This is a genomic window from Micromonospora costi, assembly GCF_003626655.1.
In the GTDB taxonomy this organism is placed as follows: domain Bacteria; phylum Actinomycetota; class Actinomycetes; order Mycobacteriales; family Micromonosporaceae; genus Micromonospora; species Micromonospora costi.
In genome coordinates, this window is record NZ_RBAN01000004.1 from 317033 (window position 1) to 333724 (window position 16692).

The following is a 16692-nucleotide window of genomic DNA, read 5'->3' on the forward strand; positions in this document are numbered from 1 at the left end:
TGCGTCAACCCTCCATGCTGACTGCCATGAACATCCGGCCGACAACCAATCAGGTCAACGGACCTGCGATCCACGTGCAGGGCCTGGAGAAGTCGTACAAGGAGCTGCGTGTGCTACGCGGCGTCGACCTCGACGTGGCGCGAGGCAGCATCTTCGCCCTGCTCGGCTCGAACGGGGCGGGCAAGACCACCGTGGTGAAGATCCTGTCCACGCTGCTCAAGGCCGACGCGGGAACCGCCCGAGTCAACGGCTTCGACGTCGTGACACAGGCCGCCCGCGTACGCGAGTCCATCAGTCTCACCGGGCAGTTCGCGGCGGTCGACGAGATCCTCACCGGGCGGGAGAACCTCGTCCTGGTCGCCAGGCTGAGGCACCTCGACGACCCGGGCGCGATCGCGGACGACCTGCTGACGCGCTTCTCGCTGACCGAGGCGGGCTCCCGGAGGGTGGCGACGTACTCCGGTGGCATGCGCCGCCGCCTGGACATCGCGATGAGCCTCATCGGGAATCCCCCGGTCATCTTCCTCGACGAGCCGACGACCGGCCTGGACCCGGAGGCGCGCATCGAGGTGTGGCAGGCCGTCAAGGCGCTCGCCCAGGGCGGCACGACCGTGCTGCTCACCACCCAGTACCTGGACGAGGCCGAGCAGCTCGCCGACCGGATCGCGATCCTGCACCAGGGTCGGATCATCGTCGACGGCACTCTGGCCGAGCTCAAACAGCTGCTGCCGGCCGCCAAGGTCGAGTACGTCGAGAAACAGCCCTCGCTCGAGGACGTCTTCTTCGCGGTCGTCGGCGACGCCGCCGGGGACGGCCACAGGGGCGACGCCGAAACGGGGAGCCAGGACCGCATGACCAGGTCGAGCAGGAAGTAAGGAACGACGATGACCACGCACTTCTTCGGCGACACCGCGGTCCTCACCGGACGGACCATGCGCCACGTCACGCGCAGCCTGGACACCATCATCACGACCGCGATCACGCCGATCGCCATCATGCTGCTGTTCGTCTACGTGTTCGGCGGCGCGATCGACACCGGGTCCGTCTCGTACGTCAACTACATGCTTCCCGGCATCCTGCTCATCACGATCGCATCGGGCATCTCCTACACCGCGTTCCGGCTCTTCACGGACATGCAGGGCGGGATCTTCGAGCGGTTCCAGTCCATGCCGATCGCCCGGTCGGGCGTGCTGTGGGCGCACGTCCTGACCTCGCTGGTCGCCAACGTGATCTCGCTCGTGGTCGTCGTCGGCGTCGCCCTCCTCCTGGGCTTCCGCTCGGGCGCGGGGGTGCTGGCCTGGCTCGCGGTCGCGGGCATCCTCGTCCTGTTCACCCTGGCGCTGACCTGGATCGCCGTGATCCCTGGCCTCACCGCGAAGTCCGTGGACGGCGCGAGCGCGTTCTCCTACCCGCTCATCTTCCTGCCGTTCATCAGCTCGGCCTTCGTGCCCACCGACACGATGCCCGGCCCGGTGCGCGCCTTCGCCGAAAACCAGCCGGTGACCTCGATCGTCAACGCGATCCGGGACCTGTTCACCCGGCAGCCGGTCGGCACCGACATCTGGACCGCCCTCGCCTGGTGCGTCGGCATCCTCGTCGTCGCCTACGTGTTCGCCACCATCTCCTACCGTCGCCGGATCTCCTGATCCGGCTTCGGCCGGGTCCGGGCGGGTTGAGGCAGGATCAGAGCATGCTGACGATCGGTCAACTGGCGGCGTACGCCGGCGTCACGGTGCGGGCGGTGCGGCACTATCACCAGGTCGGGCTCCTGCCCGAGCCGGAGCGGGACGATTCGGGTTACCGCCGATACGGCGCGAAGGCGGTCGTGTCCCTCATCAAGATCCGCACCCTCGCCAACGCCGGCGTGCCGCTGTCCCAGATCGGTCGGATGCTCGAAGCCGACACCTCGACCTTTGCCGAAGCGGTCCGGAGGATCGACGACCACCTGCGCGACGAAATCAAACGGCTCGAGACCAGCCGGAAACAGATCGCGCAGCTCGCTGCCGGGGACGCTCTGACGCTCCCACCGGAGGTGACCTCCTATCTCGATCGGCTCCGGGAGATCGGGGCGTCGGAGCGGCTGGTGGAGGCGGAGCGGGACGGGTGGATCCTCGTGGTGGCCCGCTGGCCCGAAGGCATCCGCGAGATGATGTCCGCGAAGTTCGCCCAGCTCGACGACCCGCGACTCGTCCGGCTCTATCGGCTCGGGTCGGAGCTCCTCGAGAGCGACGCGGCCGACGACGACCCGCGCCTGGAGGAGGCCGTCGACATCCTGGTCGGCATGGCCGAGCAGGCATACACCTCCGGTGAGATCGATCCCGACGAGGAGGCGCGCTACGAGATACCGTTCGACCTGCTGGACGCGCTTGCCGTCGAGTCCGACCCGCGGGCGCAACGGCTGCTGGACCTGATGCGCGAGCGGGGCTGGGCCAGTTGGACCCGGACCCGGCCGAAGCGGCTGGCGGGGCGGCCCGACCGACGCGCGGACGTCGTTCCGGCGCCCGCATCGGCCGGCCGGTCCTCCCCACCGCAGCGACTAGGTGAGGGCGCGGGCCAGCTCGGTCCGCGAGCGGATGCCGAGCCGGTGGAAGATGTTGCGCAGGTGGTGGTCGACGGTACGGGTGGAGAGGAACATCCGGGCGGCGACCTCCCGGTTGGTGGCCCCCTCGGCGACGAGCTGGGCGATCCGCAGCTGCTGGCCGGTCAGCAGGTGGGCGGCGGCCGGGGCGGGAGCGGCGACCGACTCGCCGGCCGCCCGTAGCTCGGCGGTGGCCTGGTCGGCCCAGGCGTCCGCACCCAGCAGGGTGAACGCCTCCCAGGCGTCGTGCAGGTGCGTCCGGGCGTCACGGGGCCGGCGCGCCCGGCGCAGCTCCCGGCCGAACAGCAGCGCGGTCCGGGCGCGCTCGAACCCGGCATCCGCGGGGTGCAGGCGCAGCGCCGCCCGGAACCGCTCCTCGGCCTCGGCACTGCCGCGCGGGGCGAGCAGTGCGTGGCAGCGGGCCGACAGGGCACGCCGTGACGGGCTGGCCGTGCTGCTGGCCCACCTGTCGAAGAGCGCGAGCGCGGCAGCCGCCGCCGGCCGGTGCGGCAGGTGGGCGGCCGCCTCCACCAGGTACGGGGTGGCCATGACCTGGACGAGGACCTGCCCGCGTCCGGTGCCGGGCCGGGCCAGCGCCGCCAGGCGGGTCGCCGCGTCGGCGTGCCGGCCGTCGGTCAGGTCGAGCACGGCGAGGGCCCACTGGGCGAGCGCCCGGGGTCGGCTGTGCGGCGCGGGCCCCTCCCCGATCTCGCGGAGGCGACCCAGGCAGGTCTCCCGGTCGGCCCGGACGGCGGCGAGCACGGCGAGCAGGCCGACGTGGACGGCCGCGGCGTTGGCCTGACCGGTCTCCCGGGCGACCCGCAGCCCCTCGCGGGAGCTGTCGGCGGCGGCCTCGTGCCGGCCCAGCCAGTACTCGGCCATGGCCCGCAGCTCCAGGGCCCGCGGCAGCGCGGACAGCTCGCCGCGCGCGTGGGCCACCTCGACGGCGTGCTCGGCCAGCCGGTGCGCGGCGCCGTCCACGGCCACCAGCAGGCCGGCGGACGCCGCCCAGGACAGCGCGGCCGGGGTGCGCGCCGGGTCGGCGAGCTGGCCGCCGAGCACCACGGCTCGGCGGAGGGCCGGGCCGGCCTGGTGGAGATCGCCGTTCAGGGTGGCGGCCACCCCGGCGAGGTAGGCGCTGGTCAGCTCGACGGCCGGCGGGTCACCGGGGCGGGCGAGCGCCCGGGCCCGCCGGGCGAGGTCGGCGTAGCGGTACTGCTCGCCGCCGACGCACAGGGCCTCCCCGGCCCGGGCCAGCGCGGCGAGGGCCAGCGGCCGGTCGGTGGCGGCCAGCGCGTCGGCCGCGCCGAGCAGCGTCCGCACGGCCGTCGGCGTCCGGCCGCAGCGCAGCTCGACCTCGCCGCGCAGCAGCTCGGCGCGGGCGGCGGCGGGCGCCGGGACCGGGCCCGCGGCGAGGCCGGACAGGAGCCGCCGGGCCCGTCGTACCGAACCGGCGGTCCAGGCGTACGCGGCGGCGTCCACCCGCCGGGCGGCCGCGTGGGCGGGATCGTCGGTGAGTTCGGCGGCGCGTTCCAGCACGTCGGAGGCCCGGGGGCCACCGGCGGTGACCGCCGCCCGCTCCAGCTCGGCGGCGAGCGCCGGATCGGGACCGGCGGCGGCCGCCGCGAGGTGCAGCGCCCGACCCAACCGGTGATCGGGGCCGTCGAGCACGCCGGCGAGGCGCAGGTGCGCGGCCCGGCGCTCGGCGAGCGGCGCGGCCGCGACGACCACGGCCCGGGCGACGGGGTGCGGGAAGTCGACCCGGTGCGCGTCCACCCGGACCAGCCCGGCCACCTCGGCCGGTGCGAGCGCGGCGACGGTGGCGCCGCCGGCCCGGGCGGCCCGAACCAGCGTCTCCGGGTCGCCGTCCTCATCGAGGGCGGCGAGCAGCAGCACGCCGCGGGTGTCGGCCGGCAGCTCGTCCAGCCGGGCCCGGTACGCGCGGCCCAGCGCGCCGTCGGCCGGCGGCGCGTCCGGAGGCGGCTCGTCCCCCCGGCACTGGGCGGGAGTGAGCACGGCCGCGAGGTCGACGAGGGCCTGCGGGTTGCCGCGGGCGGCGGCGCCCAACGCCACGGCCACCGGCGGCACGGGTGGGTGGGGCAGCCGGTCGGCGAGGACGGTGGCGCTGTTCCGCTCGTCGAGCGGATCCAGCCGGTGGCCCGGCAGCCCGTCGGGGGCCACGGTCGCGGTGAGCACCACCGCGACCGGCAGCCGGCGCAGCCGCCGGGCGACGAACGCGAGGGTCTGGGCGGTCGGCAGGTCGCCCCGGTCGACGTCGTCCATGGTGCACAGCAGCGGCCGGTCCCGGGCGGCGACGGCGAGCAGCCGGAGCACGGCCAGGCCGAGCGCGAGCCGGCGTTGCGCGGGGCAACCGCCGCCGGTCAGTGCGCGGCGCAGCAGTCGCGCCTGCGGTCCGGGAAGCTCGTCGGCCCGGTCGAGCACCGGGTCGAGGAGGCGTTGCAGCCCGGCGTACGGCAGTGCCGCCTCCCCCGCGAGGCCCGCCGAGGCGAGGACGGCGCACCGGTCGGCGTGCCGGTGCGCGTAACCGACCAGGGCGCTACGGCCGGAGCCCGGCTCGCCCTCGAAGACCAGGGCTCCCCCGCGGTCGGGCAGGTCACCGAGCAGCCGGCGGATGGCCCGGCACTCCTCGTCGCGGCCCCGCAGCACGGTTATTTGCACTGTTGATGCAGTAACCATGCATTCAGTGTCACCTATCCGTAACCCGTTGGAAAGAGGTGACGGGTCCCGCCGGCACGAGGGCTCCCACCCGTCCTCGACGGGCGGCGCGCGGGTCGGCGTCAGACCTCGGTGACCTGGGCGAGCAGGGCGCCGACGGTACGGGCCATCACGCCCCGCGCCGCATCCACGCCGAGGCCCAGCCCGTCACGCAGCATCGACCAGGCCGGCCACATGCTCGCCGCCACGATCGCGTCGACGAGCTGCTTGCGACCCCGTCCGGCCTGCGCCAGCTCCGGGGCGAAGAGCTGCTCGACCTCGTCGCGTACCCGCTCGATGTGCTTGAGGCGGTTGCGGTGCAGCTGGTCGGAGACCGGCTCGCGCATCTGCGCGGCCCGGGCCGACGGCGCGATGAGCTGGAGCAGCCGGGCCCGCTGCCGACAGTACGCGTCGACCCGCTTGGCCAGCGGCAGGGCCGGGGAGACCGGCCGGTAGGCGGCGTCCTGCTGGCGCAGCACCTCCGCGCCGCTCGCCTCGAACAGGGTCTCCATGTCCTTGAAGTTCGTCCAGAGCGTCCGCAGCGAGATGCCGGCCCGCTCGGCGATCCGCTCCCCGGTCGGGCGCAGGTCCCCCTCGGAGATGAGGGCGAGGTGCGCCTCGACGATCGCGGCGCGGGTGCGTTCGGACCGCAGCATCCGCCCGTCGACGCGGCCCGGCGCGGTCGTGCTGCCCATCCGCTTCTGCCCCCTCACCACCGCCGCGGCCCACCCGACGGCACCGGCGAGTCTAGACGCGCGCTGGTCAGCGGGATCATGGTGGCCGGCGCGGCCACGTCGGGGGTCATTCGACCCCCCGGCCGGTCAACGTGGCGCCGCCGTCGCAGACGATGGTCTGGCCGGTGATCCAGTCGGCGTCGGGCGAGGCGAGGAAGGCGACCGCGCCGGCGACGTCCTGCGGCACGCCGAGCCGCCCGAGCGGGTACGTGGCCGCCACCTCGGCCTCCCGCCCCTCGTACAGGGCCGCCGCGAAGCGCGTCTTCACGACACCGGGCGCGACCGCGTTGACGCGGACCGCCGGGGCCAGCTCGGCGGCGAGGCAGGCCGTGAGGTGGTTGAGGGCGGCCTTGCTCACCCCGTAGAAGGCGATGCCGGCCGGCGGGGCGAGGGCCGCGACGGACGAGACGTTGACGACGCAGCCACCGTGCTGCGCCATGCCGGCGGCGTACACCTCCTGCACCCAGCCGAGCGCGCCGATCAGGTTCACGTCGAGGATCTTGCGTGCGGCGGCCAGGTCCAGCGTGGCCAGCGGGCCGTACGCGGGATTGATGCCGGCGTTGTTGACCAGGACGTCGACCGGCCCGAACGCCTCGGCGAGCCGCGCGACCGCCTCGGCCCGGTGCGCGGCGTCGTCGGCGCGGCCGGCCACGGCGACCGCGTGCCCGGGGCCACCGAGCGCGGCGACGGCCTCGGCGAGGGCCTCGGGATGCCGGGCGGTGAGGCCGACACGGGCGCCCTCGGCGACCAGCCGCTGCGCGATGCCGAGCCCGATCCCCCGGCTGGCGCCGGTGACGAGAGCCACCCGACCCGCGAGCCGACCAGAATATGCATTCACAGTGCAGATACTAGAAGCGCCGCGCACCCCGGTCAACGCACCGCCCGCCCCGACCCACCCGCGATCTTGCACTTGTGGCCCCTTGTTTGTGCCGGTTCAACCGTTATGCCGGGGCACAAAGTGCAAGATCGCGGGCGGGAGGGGCGGGCGAGGGGTGGGGGTCAGGAGACGGTGGGGATGCCGTTCGCGGGGGGTTGGACCGGGGCTGCCGTGTACTCGGCCACCGGGGCGTCCGCCTCGTCGGTCTCGTACGCCGGGCCGAAGTAGTTCTGCACTCCCCCGGTCACCGTGGTGAGCCGCTCACCGCCGTAGCCGGAGTGGTCGGTCTTCGAGAAGCGCAGCGGGGCGAGGCCGGGCCCCTGGAACCCGCCCTTGTTGACCGCCTCGATCACGGACTCCCGGGTGAGGTCCTTGCCGGCCGCGAGCAGCGCCTGCACGAACAGGTAGCCGACCGACATGCCGTAGACGGTGTTGCCGTCGAAGGGCGCGTCCCCGTTGTACTCCTTGTTGATCCGGGTGTAGAGCTGGATCCACGGGTTGGCCTTGTCGTTCTGCATCGGCAGGTAGTTGGCGCCGATCATGCCCTCCAGCAGCGGCGCGGCCTCGCCGAGCTGCTTGGCGAGGGTCGGGTGGTCGGCGCCCACGTTCGACACCATCCACTGCGGACGGAACCCGAGCCGAGCCGCGGTGCCGATGGACAGCGCCGTGAACCCGGGCACGGTGGCGAGGACGACAACCTGGCAGCCGGCCGCCTTGAACGCGCCGATCTGCGGCGCCACGTTCGTGTTGCTGGTGACGTACGTCTGCTTGACGGCCACGCCGTCCGCGCCGAGCACCTTCTCGACGCCGGCCAGGCTGTCCCGGCCGAAGTCGTCGTCCTGCCCCAGGAAGCAGACCTTGCGCCCCGGCATCGCGGTCTTCACGTGGTTGGCCAGGATCTTGCCCTCCACCGTGTAGTCGGGGTTGAACCCGAACGTCCCGGGATACTTGTCGGGCTGGTCCCAGCTGCGGCTGCCGGAGGCGACGAACAGGTCGGGCACCCGGTTGGTCTTGAGGAAGTCGAGCACGCCGGTGTGCGTCGGCGTACCGAGCCCGTTGAGGATCGCGAAGACCTTGTCCTGGAGGACGAGCTGGCGAACCACCTGCTGGGTGTTGGCCGGGTTGTACCCGTCGTCCATGATCTCGTAGGTGATCTTGCGGCCGTGCACGCCGCCGTTGGCGTTGACGTAGTCGAAATACGCCTTCGTGGCGGGGGCGATCTTCGAGTAGCCGGCCGAGGCGGGGCCGGTGAGCGGCATGTGGGTGCCGACCAGGATCTCGGTGTCGGTGACGCCCGGCACCGACCCGCGTCCGGAGGTGGAACCGCCGTCGCCGCTGCACGCGGCGGCGCCGATGAGCAGGGCGATGGTGCTGGCGATCGCGAGACCGCGTCGTGCCGTACGGTGCATGGGAACACCGACCTTTCCTCGGTGGGGGTTTCGTGGTGGTGTGGCGCCCGGCCCGGGGGACGGCCGGACCGGAGTTCAGGACCGGCGGGCCCGCCAGCGGGCGGACACCGCGCGGCCGAGTCGGGACAGCAGGCCCTGCACGCCGCCGGGCGCGACGAGCATGACGACGATCAGGGTGATCCCGAAGATCGCCAGCGGGAGGTTCCCCTCCAGCCGCTGCGCCGCCGCCGGCGAGAGCGTGAGCTGCTCGGTCAGCGCGTGGCTGAGGTCGGGCAGGGCGACCAGCAGGACGGCGCCCCACACCGCGCCGGCGAGCCGCCCCAGGCCCCCGATCACCACGGCCATGAGCAGGAAGAGCGACAGGGTGAGCGAGAACGCGCCGGGCGACACGCTCTGCGCGAGCACCGCCAGCAGCGCACCACCCAGCCCGGCGGTGGCGGCGCTGACCACGAACGCGATGACCTGGGTACGGGCGACGTGGATACCGGCCAGGCGGGCCGCCACCTCGTCGTCGCGCACGGCCCGGAACATGCGGCCGTACCGGCTGCGGACCAGGTTGGCCAGGAGAAGCAGGGCGAGCAGGGTGGCCGCGCCGGCGACCCAGAGCTGCCACCGCTCGTACGGGAAGTACGGGCCGAGCGCCAGCGGCGGCGGCTCGACGGGCACCGACAGCCCCTGCTCGCCGTTGAAGACACCGTCGAACGTGACGGTCAGCGCCGGCACCACCACCGCGACCGCCAGGGTGACGCCGGCCAGGTACGGGCCGCGCAACCGGGCGGCCGCCACACCGACGACGGCGCCGACCGCGACCGTTGCGGCCACCGCCGCGACCAGCGAGACCGGCAGCAGCCACAGCCCGGTGACGCCCCGGTCGGAGAACGCGGTCTGGCAGAACGCGACGGTGTACGCGCCGGTGGCCATCAGCGCGCCGTGCCCCAGCGAGAGCTGACCGTTGAGCCCGGTCAGCACGGTCAGCCCCGCGGTCGCGCACAGGTACGCCGCCACGGTGGCGAGCTGGAAGTTGCGGAACGGTTCGAGCGCGTAGCTCATCCCGACCAGCACCAGCCCCGCGACGGCCACGACCGCGAGGTGCCGCAGCAGCGTGTTGCCGCGGCGGCGCGGCAGGTCGGGCGGGGTGGCCGGGTCGACAGCGCCGTCCGCCGGCGGCGCCGCCGCCCGGGTGGCGCTCACACCCGCCTCGCCGCGACCGGGGCGAACAGCCCACCGGGCCGGACCAGCAGCACCGCCAGCAGCAGGACCAGCACCGCGAGCGGGGTGAGGTCACTGCCGGCGTAGCCGCTCACGTACGACAGCACCAGGCCGACCACCAGGCCGCCGACGACCGCCCCCGGTGGACTGTCCAGCCCGCCGACCACGGCCGCCGTGAACGCCGAGACGAACACCAGGTCCATCGCGTGGGGGTGCAGGCCGAGCTCGGTCGGAATGACCAGCATGGCGGCCAGCGCGCCGACGCCGGAGGCGAGCGCCCAGCCGAGGGTGAGCATGCCGCCGACGTTCACCCCGAGCAGACGGGACACCTCGGGGGCGAAGGCCGCCGCCCGCATCCGCAGACCGACCGCCGTACGGGCGAAGATCCACGCCAGCGCGCTCACCACCACCGCCACCGCGGCGAAGACGAACAGGTCGTACGGCGACAGCAGGGCGAGCCCGCCCACCGTGAAGCCCTCCCGCGAGAACGGCGTGCCGGCGGGGCGGAACTCGCTGCCGTAGACCATGCCGAGCACGGCCTGGATCAGCAGCACCAGCCCGAGCGCCACGATCACCGGGTTCAGCGGGGAGGCGTGGTCGACGTAGCGCATCACGACCCGGTCGACCACGGCGCCGAACAGCAGCCCGGCCGCGAGGGCGGCCAGGAAGCCGAGCCAGTAGGAGCCGGTCGCGGCCGAGACGCTGTACGCGACGTAGGCGGCGGCCACGGCCATCGCGCCCTGTGCGAAGTTGACGACCCGCGCGGCCCGCCAGATCAGCACCAGGGCGAGCGCGAACGCGGCGTAGACCGCTCCCCTGGACAGGCCGTCCAGGGTGAGGAAGACGAAGCGGTCCAACAGTTCTCCCTCCGGGGTGGTCAGAAACCGAGGTAGGCGTGGCGCAGGTCGGCGTCGTCACGCAGGTCGGCGGCCGGGGCGGTGGTGACCACCCGCCCGAGGGCCATCACCACGCCCTGGTCGGCCACCGACAGCGCGCTGCGGACGTTCTGCTCGACGAGCAGCACGGTGAGGCCCGTGCGGTCGCGCAGCTGTCGCAGCAGCGCCATGGTGCGGGCCACCACCCGGGGCGCGAGGCCGAGTGACGGCTCGTCGAGCAGCAGCAGACGGGGACGGCCGACCAGCGCCCGACCGAGCGCGAGCATCTGCCGCTCGCCGCCGGAGAGCTGGTGGCCGAGGTGCCGGCGGCGTCGGGCCAGCGGCTCGAAGAGCTGGTAGACCTCGTCGAGGGCGCGGGCGGCGTCGGCCCGGTCGCGCCGCCACAGCCCGCCGAGGCGCAGGTTCTCGTCGACCGTCAGCTCGCCGATCACGCCGCGTCCCTCGGGCACGTGCGCCATGCCGCGGCGCACCAACTGCTCGACGGGTGTGCCGCGCAGGTCCTCCCCGGCGAGCTGGACCCCGCCGGCCAGCGGACGCAGCATGCCCGAGATCGCGCGCAGCAGCGTGGTCTTGCCGGCGCCGTTGGCGCCCACCACGGCCGCGATCGTGCCCGCCGGCACGGTCAGGTCGACGGCGTGCAGCACCGGTGCGGCACCGTAGCCCGCCACCAGGCCACGCACCACGAGCAGATCACCCTGGTCACTGCGCTCGCTCATGCCGCCGCCTCCCTCCGGTCGGCGGCGGCACGAGGCTCGACCGCCCTGCGCCGCACGATTCGCTCGCTACGCTCGCTCATGCCGCCGCCTCGTCGACGGCGGCGCCGAGGTACGCGTCGGTGACCGCGGGGTCGTCCCGGACCTCGTCCGGGGTGCCGGCGGCGATCACCCGACCGAAGTCGAGCACCACGAGCTCGTCGCAGACCGCCATCACGAGATCCATGTGGTGCTCGACGAGCAGCACCGCGCACGGGTCGGGGTCACGACGGGGCAGCTGGCGGATCAGCTCGGCCAGCTCGGCGATGTCGTCGCCGCCGAGGCCGCCCGCGGGCTCGTCGAGCAGGAGCAGCCGGGGACGGGCCGCGAGCGCGCGGGCCAGGGCGACCCGCTGGCGTACGGCGAAGGGCAGCGTGCCCGGCGCGGCGCCGGCGTGCCGGGCGATGCCCAGCCCGTCGAGGACGTCGAGGGCCTCGCGGCGCAACCGCGCCTCGTCCCGATCGCTGCGTGGCAGCCCCAGCAGCGCCGGCAGGAAGCCGGCCCGCGCGGTGTGTGAGGCGCCGGCCATGACGTTCTCCAGGACGGTCAGGCCGGCGAAGAGCCCGGTGCCCTGCAGGGTGCGGGCGATGCCCAGCCGCGTGAGCCGGTGCGGCCGCGGCCGCAGCGGGCGACCGTCCAGGGTGAGCGAGCCCGTCTCCGGCGTGACGAAGCCGCAGATCACGTTGAACAGGGTGGTCTTGCCGGCGCCGTTGGGGCCGATCACGCCGACCACCCGGCCGGGTGGCACCCGCAGCGAGACGTCGTCGAGGGCGGTGAGGCCACCGAAACGCACCCCGATGTGGTGCAGTGCGAGCCCTTGCTCCATCACCCATCCCTCGGTCACGGCGGGTGTTATTTACACTCGCAGTGTACGTTTCTCGATCACCGCGTCAATAGCTTCGATGTCTCGATCCGGCCACCGTCGACGGCTGCGCCCGACCACCGGTCGGCGTCCGTCCGGGCACGCCGGAGCGGCGCGCACGCGGCGGGGCGGCCGCCTCCGCGGCCGCCCCGTCCCCCGAGGTCAGGCGCTCGGGCAGGTGTTGCGGTACTCCTCGATGGCGAGGCCGCTCGGCCCCGGGCAGAGGAACTGCTCGTAGCGGGTGTCGTTGTCGACGAACCGCTTCAGCCAGGCGACCATCTGCCGGGCGGTGGGCGTGTTGACCGTCTGCGGGAAGAAGTGGCTCGCCCCGTTGAGCTCCAGGTACGCCTTCTCGGAGGAGGCCGGGATGCTCGCGTAGAACGGCTCCGAGTGTGTGGCGACCGGCGCGACGCTGTCGGACTCGCCGCCGATGATCAGCGTGGGCACCTGGACGGTGTTCCAGGTCTTGTCCAGGTTCCACGGTGCGAGCGGCACGGCGGCCTGCAGCGACGGCCGGGACGCGGCGGCCTCCAGGCTGCCGCCACCGCCCATGGAGTGACCGGCCACGGCCAGTCGGGTGCCGTCGATCCGGGTGCGCACGGAACTGCGCTCGACCAGGTAGTCGAGCGCGGCGAGCAGCTGCCGCCCCCGGCTGTCCGGCTGGTCCAGCCGGGTGTTGGTCTCGATGCCGATCACCACGAAGCCGTGCGAGGCGATCCGCGGGCCGAGCCAGCTGATGCTGGACCACGCGGCGGTGTAGCCGGGCGAGATGGCGATGGCGCCGAACGTGCCCTGGCTGGTGTCGGTCGGGTAGTAGATGACGCCGCCGCCGAAGCCGGTGACGCTCAGCGAGGAGACGCTCTGCGACGCGGTGGCGAACGGGCCGCGGCTGGCCTCCAGCAACGCGACGGTCGGCGCGGGGCCGCGCTCGTACGGGTTGTCCGCGGCCTGGGCCGGCCCGGCGGCGGCCAGGACGCCGCCGGCGACCAGCGCGGCGGCCAGCGCGCCGCGGGCGGCACGCGAGAGGACGGAACGGGAACGGGTGGCGGTTGGTGATGACACGTCGGGCTCTCCCTAGCGGTGGGGGATGTATCGACGTGCGTCAGTCTTCGGTGTCCGGGGTGCCTCTCGCATCGGCGAAATCACCGGTCCCGTCCGCGGGTCGTACGGGCGCTCAGCGGACGGCGGCGGGGGCGCCGAAGCGCACCGGAACGCCGGGCGACCAGAGCACGCTCACCGGCCCGGACGACGGCGCGGCCAGCCCGGCCGCCCCGACCAGCTGGTCGTCGAGGTGCACCAGCTCGGCCCGGTGCAGCGGCCAGCGCGGGTGCACGTTGGGCAGGTGCAGGGTGCGCCCGTACGCGCGGGTGTGCAGGCCCCAGCGGGCGGTGACGAAGTGCTCCAGCGGGCTGGGCTCGGCGATCGGGGCACCGACCCGGACGGACAGCGCGCTGCGCGTGCCGCGGGGGCCGGGCCAGCGCCGGCGGCAGGTGTAGGTGAGGACGTCACCGTCGCGGTGCAGGCGCATGCGCGACCACAGGTACGGCAGGCGCAGGCTGGCCCGCGCCGCGAGGACGGGCAGCAGCCGGGCCGCGTCGAGGGAGCGGAACACCACGGCGCGCCGGCCGGCGGTGTCGACGCTGTACAGCCGGACGTTGGTCTCGCAGAACGTGCCCAGGTAGGGCAGGCCCGGGCCGGCGAGCAGGCCGAGCCGCACCATGCGGAACGCGACGAGGCCCACGTACGTGCGGCCGTCGAGGACGTCCGGCCGCGTCCCGGGCGGCAGGAGGGGCGCCACCGCCGCCGGGTCCACCGCCCAGTGCAGGAACGCCAGGTCCCGCCACCACTGCACCAGCACCGGCCGGCGCACCGGCCGGGCGGCCTCGGCCGTCACCGCCTCGGCGTCCACCCCGGCATTGTCGCGCGGGAGGCGGCGGCGCCGGTCCGGGCACACCGGCGTGTCGGGCCACGCCCGGGTGGGCCCGGCCGTTTCGGGCCCGCGGCCCGTCGTGCGCTCGCTAGCGTGGCGGGTGGCCCGGGACCGGTCGCGGCGCCCCCGCGGACCAGAGGAGGCAGCCGCGGTGACGTCCAGTCCACTCCCCCGCATCCTGCGCCGGCGCGGCGAGCCCGGACATCCCACGTTCCTGGAACTGTTCTTCGACCTCGTCTACGTCTTCATGCTGTCCCGGCTCGCCGCGGGGCTGGCCGAGGACCTCACCGTCCCGGGTGCCGCGGAGACCGCCGTCCTGCTGATGGCGGCCTGGTGGGTGTGGGTGCTCACCGCCTGGCTCACCGACCTGTTCAACCCCCGGCTACCGATCATCCAGGCGACCGTCCTGGCGGTCATGTTCGGCGCGCTCGTGATGGCGATCGCCGTACCGCAGGCGTTCGACCGTTACGGCTGGCTGTTCGTGGTGGCGTACTTCGCGATCCACATCGTCCGCGACGCGGTGCTCATTCCCGGCACGCGGGTGAACCGCCCGATCCAGGCCCGCAGCATCCGGGTGTTCTTCTGGTTCGTCGTCACCAGCGTTCCGTGGGTCGCCGGCGCGTTGGTGAGCGGGACGGCCCGGCTCGCCCTGTGGGCGCTCGCGGTGGTGGTCGACCTCGGCTCGGCCCGGATCGGCTGGCCGACGCCGCGGCTGGGCCGTACGGAGCTGGCCAGCCAGATCTTCACCGGGTTGCATCTGTCCGAACGACACCGCGAGATCTTCGTCATCGCGCTCGGCGAACTGGTCCTCACCGTCGGCCTGGGACTGGCGGACAGTGGTTTCGAGGCGGCCCGCGTCACCGCCAGCGCGGTCGCGTTCGCCAGTGTGGTCCTGCTCTTCCGGCTCTACTTCCACCGGGTGGAGCAACTTCTCGCGCCGTCGGGAGTCACGACGGTCGAGCGCGTACGGCCCGGCACCGCCACCTCGTACAGCCACCTGGTCATGGTGGCCGGGGTGCTGCTGATCTCGACGGGCGCCTCGACGGTGATCGAGCGGCCTCTCGGCGCCGTACCGCCGGCCTGGGTGGTCGCCATCCTCGGTGGTCCCGCGCTGTTCCTGCTCGGCAGCTGCCTGTTCGACGGGGTGCTGACCGGACGGGTCCTCTGGTCCCGGGTGCTCGGCATCGTGCTGCTCGGCGCCGTCGCCCCGGCCATGACCCTGCTCCCGCCGCTGGCCGTGCTGGTGGCTGCGAACGTGGTACTGCTGCTCGTGCTGGTCGGGGAGGCGGCGGCGCCCCGCTCGCGGCTGGTCCGGGCGGCCGTTCCGGCCCGTTGAGCCCCGGCCGTCTCAGCCGAACGTCGGCGGTCTCGGGTCGCGGGCGTGCAGCCGGGTGCTCACGAGGTTCGCCGCGGCGATCAGCGCCAGGACGACCGTCGCGAGCAGCGCGACCACGACCGGCGGCATCAGGGTCGAGACCGGCGCCAGGGCGCCCAGCAGGGCGAGGCCGGCCACCCGGGAACGCGAGATCCGGCCGAACACGGTGTAGTCGAGCAGCCCGCGACCGACCAGGAACAGCGCGGGGGCGCCGAGGATGACCGCGGCCCAGGACGGCGGGGTGTCGCCGAACGGGCGTACCACGACGAGGTGACCGGTGACCGCCGAGCCCGCGATGCCGGCCACCATGATCAGGTGGGTGAGCGCGGCCGACTGGGTGAGCAGGGACGGGTTGGTCGACCGGGCGATCGCCTCGGTCAGCAGCTCGCCGGCGCGGTAGATGTAGATCCGCCACATGAGGACGACGGTGGTGAACACGACCGCCAGCGCGACGCCGCGGTCCAGCGTGTACTCCTCCTGGCTGAACGTCGTGCCGATCACGAGCAGTGACACGCCGAGCGCGATGATGACGAACTGCCGGTAGCGCTCCGCGACCCGCTCGCCGGTGAGCCGCCACTCCCGGGCTCGGGATCGGCCGATGCGCGGCAGCGGCCAACCGAGCACCGCCGCCGCGTACTCGAGGGCCACCGTGAGCGCCCAGATCGTCAGCCGGGCCGGGCCCTCGACCAGGGCACCGCCGATCCACCCGAGGGCCGCCACCGCCTCCCAGAGGAAGACCCGGACGCTGCGCCGCGGTTCTGCCGGGTCGGAGCCGGACAGCAGGTTGGCGACCAGGTAGTAGGTGCCCGAGCCGAGGTGGATTGTCACGTAGGTGACCGCGAAGAGCAGGCCCCGCTCCTCGTACGCGTCGGGTGCGGCGGCGGCCAGCAGCAGGCTGGCCGCCGCCACGCCGAGGATCTGCCACCGGACCAGTGGGCGGTTCAGGCCGATGGTGTCGGCCGACCAGGTGGTCAGTGACCAGACGAGCGTGAAGGCGAGCAGCAGCACGACCATGCGGGCGACGTTTGTCCAGCTCACCTCGTCGGCCAGCGTCTTGGTCAGGGAGACCAGCGCGAAGACGTAGACCAGGTCGAAGAGGAGTTCCAGGGACGCGGGCCGTCCCGCGCGCCCGGCCGCCTCGGCGCCGCCCTCCGCCGCTATCGCCATCGCGCGTCACCCCGGCCCGCCGTACCCGCCCCGCCTGACGACGATACGGGCCGCACCACCACCCTGGCCGTATCATCGGTTTCTTACAGGCGTGTAGCCACAATCTTTCAGCAAGCAGTCGGAGTATTGCTGCTCGGCGTCGGCTGCTGGCATGATGACCGTCAATTCCCTCCGACCTCGACGAAGGG

14 protein-coding genes and 1 pseudogene are annotated in these 16692 nt (G+C 73.8%); 4 read left to right on the forward strand and 11 right to left on the reverse strand.

The genetic code is table 11. The annotated features are described in order from the left end of the window. The first annotated feature begins 26 nt into the window (after positions 1–26). From D7193_RS23260 to D7193_RS34750, 3 genes and pseudogenes are all read left to right on the forward strand, one after another. Positions 27–875, forward strand: coding sequence for an ABC transporter ATP-binding protein (locus D7193_RS23260; protein ID WP_120781664.1), 849 nt, complete (start codon positions 27–29; stop codon positions 873–875). Positions 876–884: 9 nt separating this feature from the next. Beyond that, a complete protein-coding gene (locus D7193_RS23265; RefSeq protein WP_120781665.1) occupies positions 885–1646 on the forward strand; it encodes an ABC transporter permease in 762 nt (253 codons plus the stop codon). Between the two features lie 44 nt (positions 1647–1690). Beyond that, a pseudogene (locus D7193_RS34750) lies at positions 1691–1888 on the forward strand (MerR family transcriptional regulator); the annotation flags it as partial. Positions 1889–2536: 648 nt separating this feature from the next. Here the strand turns inward: D7193_RS34750 and D7193_RS23275 are convergent. The 10 genes from D7193_RS23275 to D7193_RS23320 all read right to left on the reverse strand — a co-directional run bounded on the left by D7193_RS23275 (position 2537) and on the right by D7193_RS23320 (position 13941). Then, on the reverse strand, positions 2537–5275 hold the full coding sequence (locus tag D7193_RS23275; protein WP_120781666.1) for a helix-turn-helix transcriptional regulator: 2739 nt from the start codon (positions 5273–5275) through the stop codon (positions 2537–2539). 101 nt (positions 5276–5376) lie between these two features. Beyond that, positions 5377–5988: a TetR/AcrR family transcriptional regulator gene (locus tag D7193_RS23280; RefSeq protein WP_120781667.1), complete on the reverse strand. Its 612-nt coding sequence runs from the start codon at positions 5986–5988 to the stop codon at positions 5377–5379. A gap of 106 nt (positions 5989–6094) precedes the next feature. Beyond that, positions 6095–6892, reverse strand: coding sequence for an SDR family oxidoreductase (locus D7193_RS23285; RefSeq protein WP_338324104.1), 798 nt, complete (start codon positions 6890–6892; stop codon positions 6095–6097). 134 nt (positions 6893–7026) lie between these two features. After that, positions 7027–8313 (reverse strand): ABC transporter substrate-binding protein, encoded by a 1287-nt coding sequence (locus tag D7193_RS23290; protein ID WP_120781669.1) that lies wholly within the window; start codon positions 8311–8313, stop codon positions 7027–7029. A gap of 75 nt (positions 8314–8388) precedes the next feature. Then, positions 8389–9504 carry a branched-chain amino acid ABC transporter permease gene (locus D7193_RS23295; RefSeq protein WP_120781670.1) on the reverse strand — a complete coding sequence of 372 codons (1116 nt, stop codon included), beginning with the start codon at positions 9502–9504 and terminating at the stop codon, positions 8389–8391. Further along, positions 9501–10379: a branched-chain amino acid ABC transporter permease gene (locus D7193_RS23300; protein WP_120781671.1), complete on the reverse strand. Its 879-nt coding sequence runs from the start codon at positions 10377–10379 to the stop codon at positions 9501–9503. The genes D7193_RS23295 and D7193_RS23300 overlap by 4 nt, the downstream gene beginning before the upstream one ends. Positions 10380–10399: 20 nt before the next feature. Next, a complete protein-coding gene (locus tag D7193_RS23305) occupies positions 10400–11134 on the reverse strand; it encodes an ABC transporter ATP-binding protein (protein ID WP_120781672.1) in 735 nt (244 codons plus the stop codon). Positions 11135–11210: 76 nt separating this feature from the next. Then, on the reverse strand, positions 11211–11996 hold the full coding sequence (locus D7193_RS23310; RefSeq protein ID WP_120782166.1) for an ABC transporter ATP-binding protein: 786 nt from the start codon (positions 11994–11996) through the stop codon (positions 11211–11213). A 198-nt stretch (positions 11997–12194) separates the two neighbouring features. Continuing rightward, a complete protein-coding gene (locus tag D7193_RS23315; protein ID WP_120781673.1) occupies positions 12195–13094 on the reverse strand; it encodes an alpha/beta hydrolase family protein in 900 nt (299 codons plus the stop codon). 112 nt (positions 13095–13206) lie between these two features. Continuing rightward, complete coding sequence (locus D7193_RS23320) at positions 13207–13941, reverse strand: YqjF family protein (protein WP_241563328.1); 735 nt, start codon at positions 13939–13941, stop codon at positions 13207–13209. A 172-nt stretch (positions 13942–14113) separates the two neighbouring features. On the opposite strand from D7193_RS23320, the gene D7193_RS23325 reads away from it, so the two are divergent. Next, on the forward strand, positions 14114–15298 hold the full coding sequence (locus D7193_RS23325) for a low temperature requirement protein A (protein ID WP_147434436.1): 1185 nt from the start codon (positions 14114–14116) through the stop codon (positions 15296–15298). A 12-nt stretch (positions 15299–15310) separates the two neighbouring features. Here D7193_RS23325 and D7193_RS23330 read toward each other — a convergent pair whose 3' ends face one another. Then, a complete protein-coding gene (locus D7193_RS23330) occupies positions 15311–16504 on the reverse strand; it encodes a low temperature requirement protein A (protein ID WP_120781676.1) in 1194 nt (397 codons plus the stop codon). Between the last annotated feature and the right edge of the window lie 188 nt (positions 16505–16692).

Excerpts from the sequence above, each read along its gene's own strand:
- D7193_RS23310 (WP_120782166.1), bottom strand. The coding sequence starts at position 11,996 with ATGGAGCAAGGGCTCGCACTGCACCACATCGGGGTGCGTTTCGGTGGC.
- D7193_RS23260 (WP_120781664.1), top strand. The coding sequence starts at position 27 with ATGAACATCCGGCCGACAACCAATCAGGTCAACGGACCTGCGATCCAC.
- D7193_RS23290 (WP_120781669.1), bottom strand. The coding sequence starts at position 8,313 with ATGCACCGTACGGCACGACGCGGTCTCGCGATCGCCAGCACCATCGCC.
- D7193_RS23275 (WP_120781666.1), bottom strand. The coding sequence starts at position 5,275 with ATGGTTACTGCATCAACAGTGCAAATAACCGTGCTGCGGGGCCGCGAC.
- D7193_RS23265 (WP_120781665.1), top strand. The coding sequence starts at position 885 with ATGACCACGCACTTCTTCGGCGACACCGCGGTCCTCACCGGACGGACC.
- D7193_RS23305 (WP_120781672.1), bottom strand. The coding sequence starts at position 11,134 with ATGAGCGAGCGCAGTGACCAGGGTGATCTGCTCGTGGTGCGTGGCCTG.
- D7193_RS23330 (WP_120781676.1), bottom strand. The coding sequence starts at position 16,504 with ATGGCGATAGCGGCGGAGGGCGGCGCCGAGGCGGCCGGGCGCGCGGGA.
- D7193_RS23280 (WP_120781667.1), bottom strand. The coding sequence starts at position 5,988 with ATGGGCAGCACGACCGCGCCGGGCCGCGTCGACGGGCGGATGCTGCGG.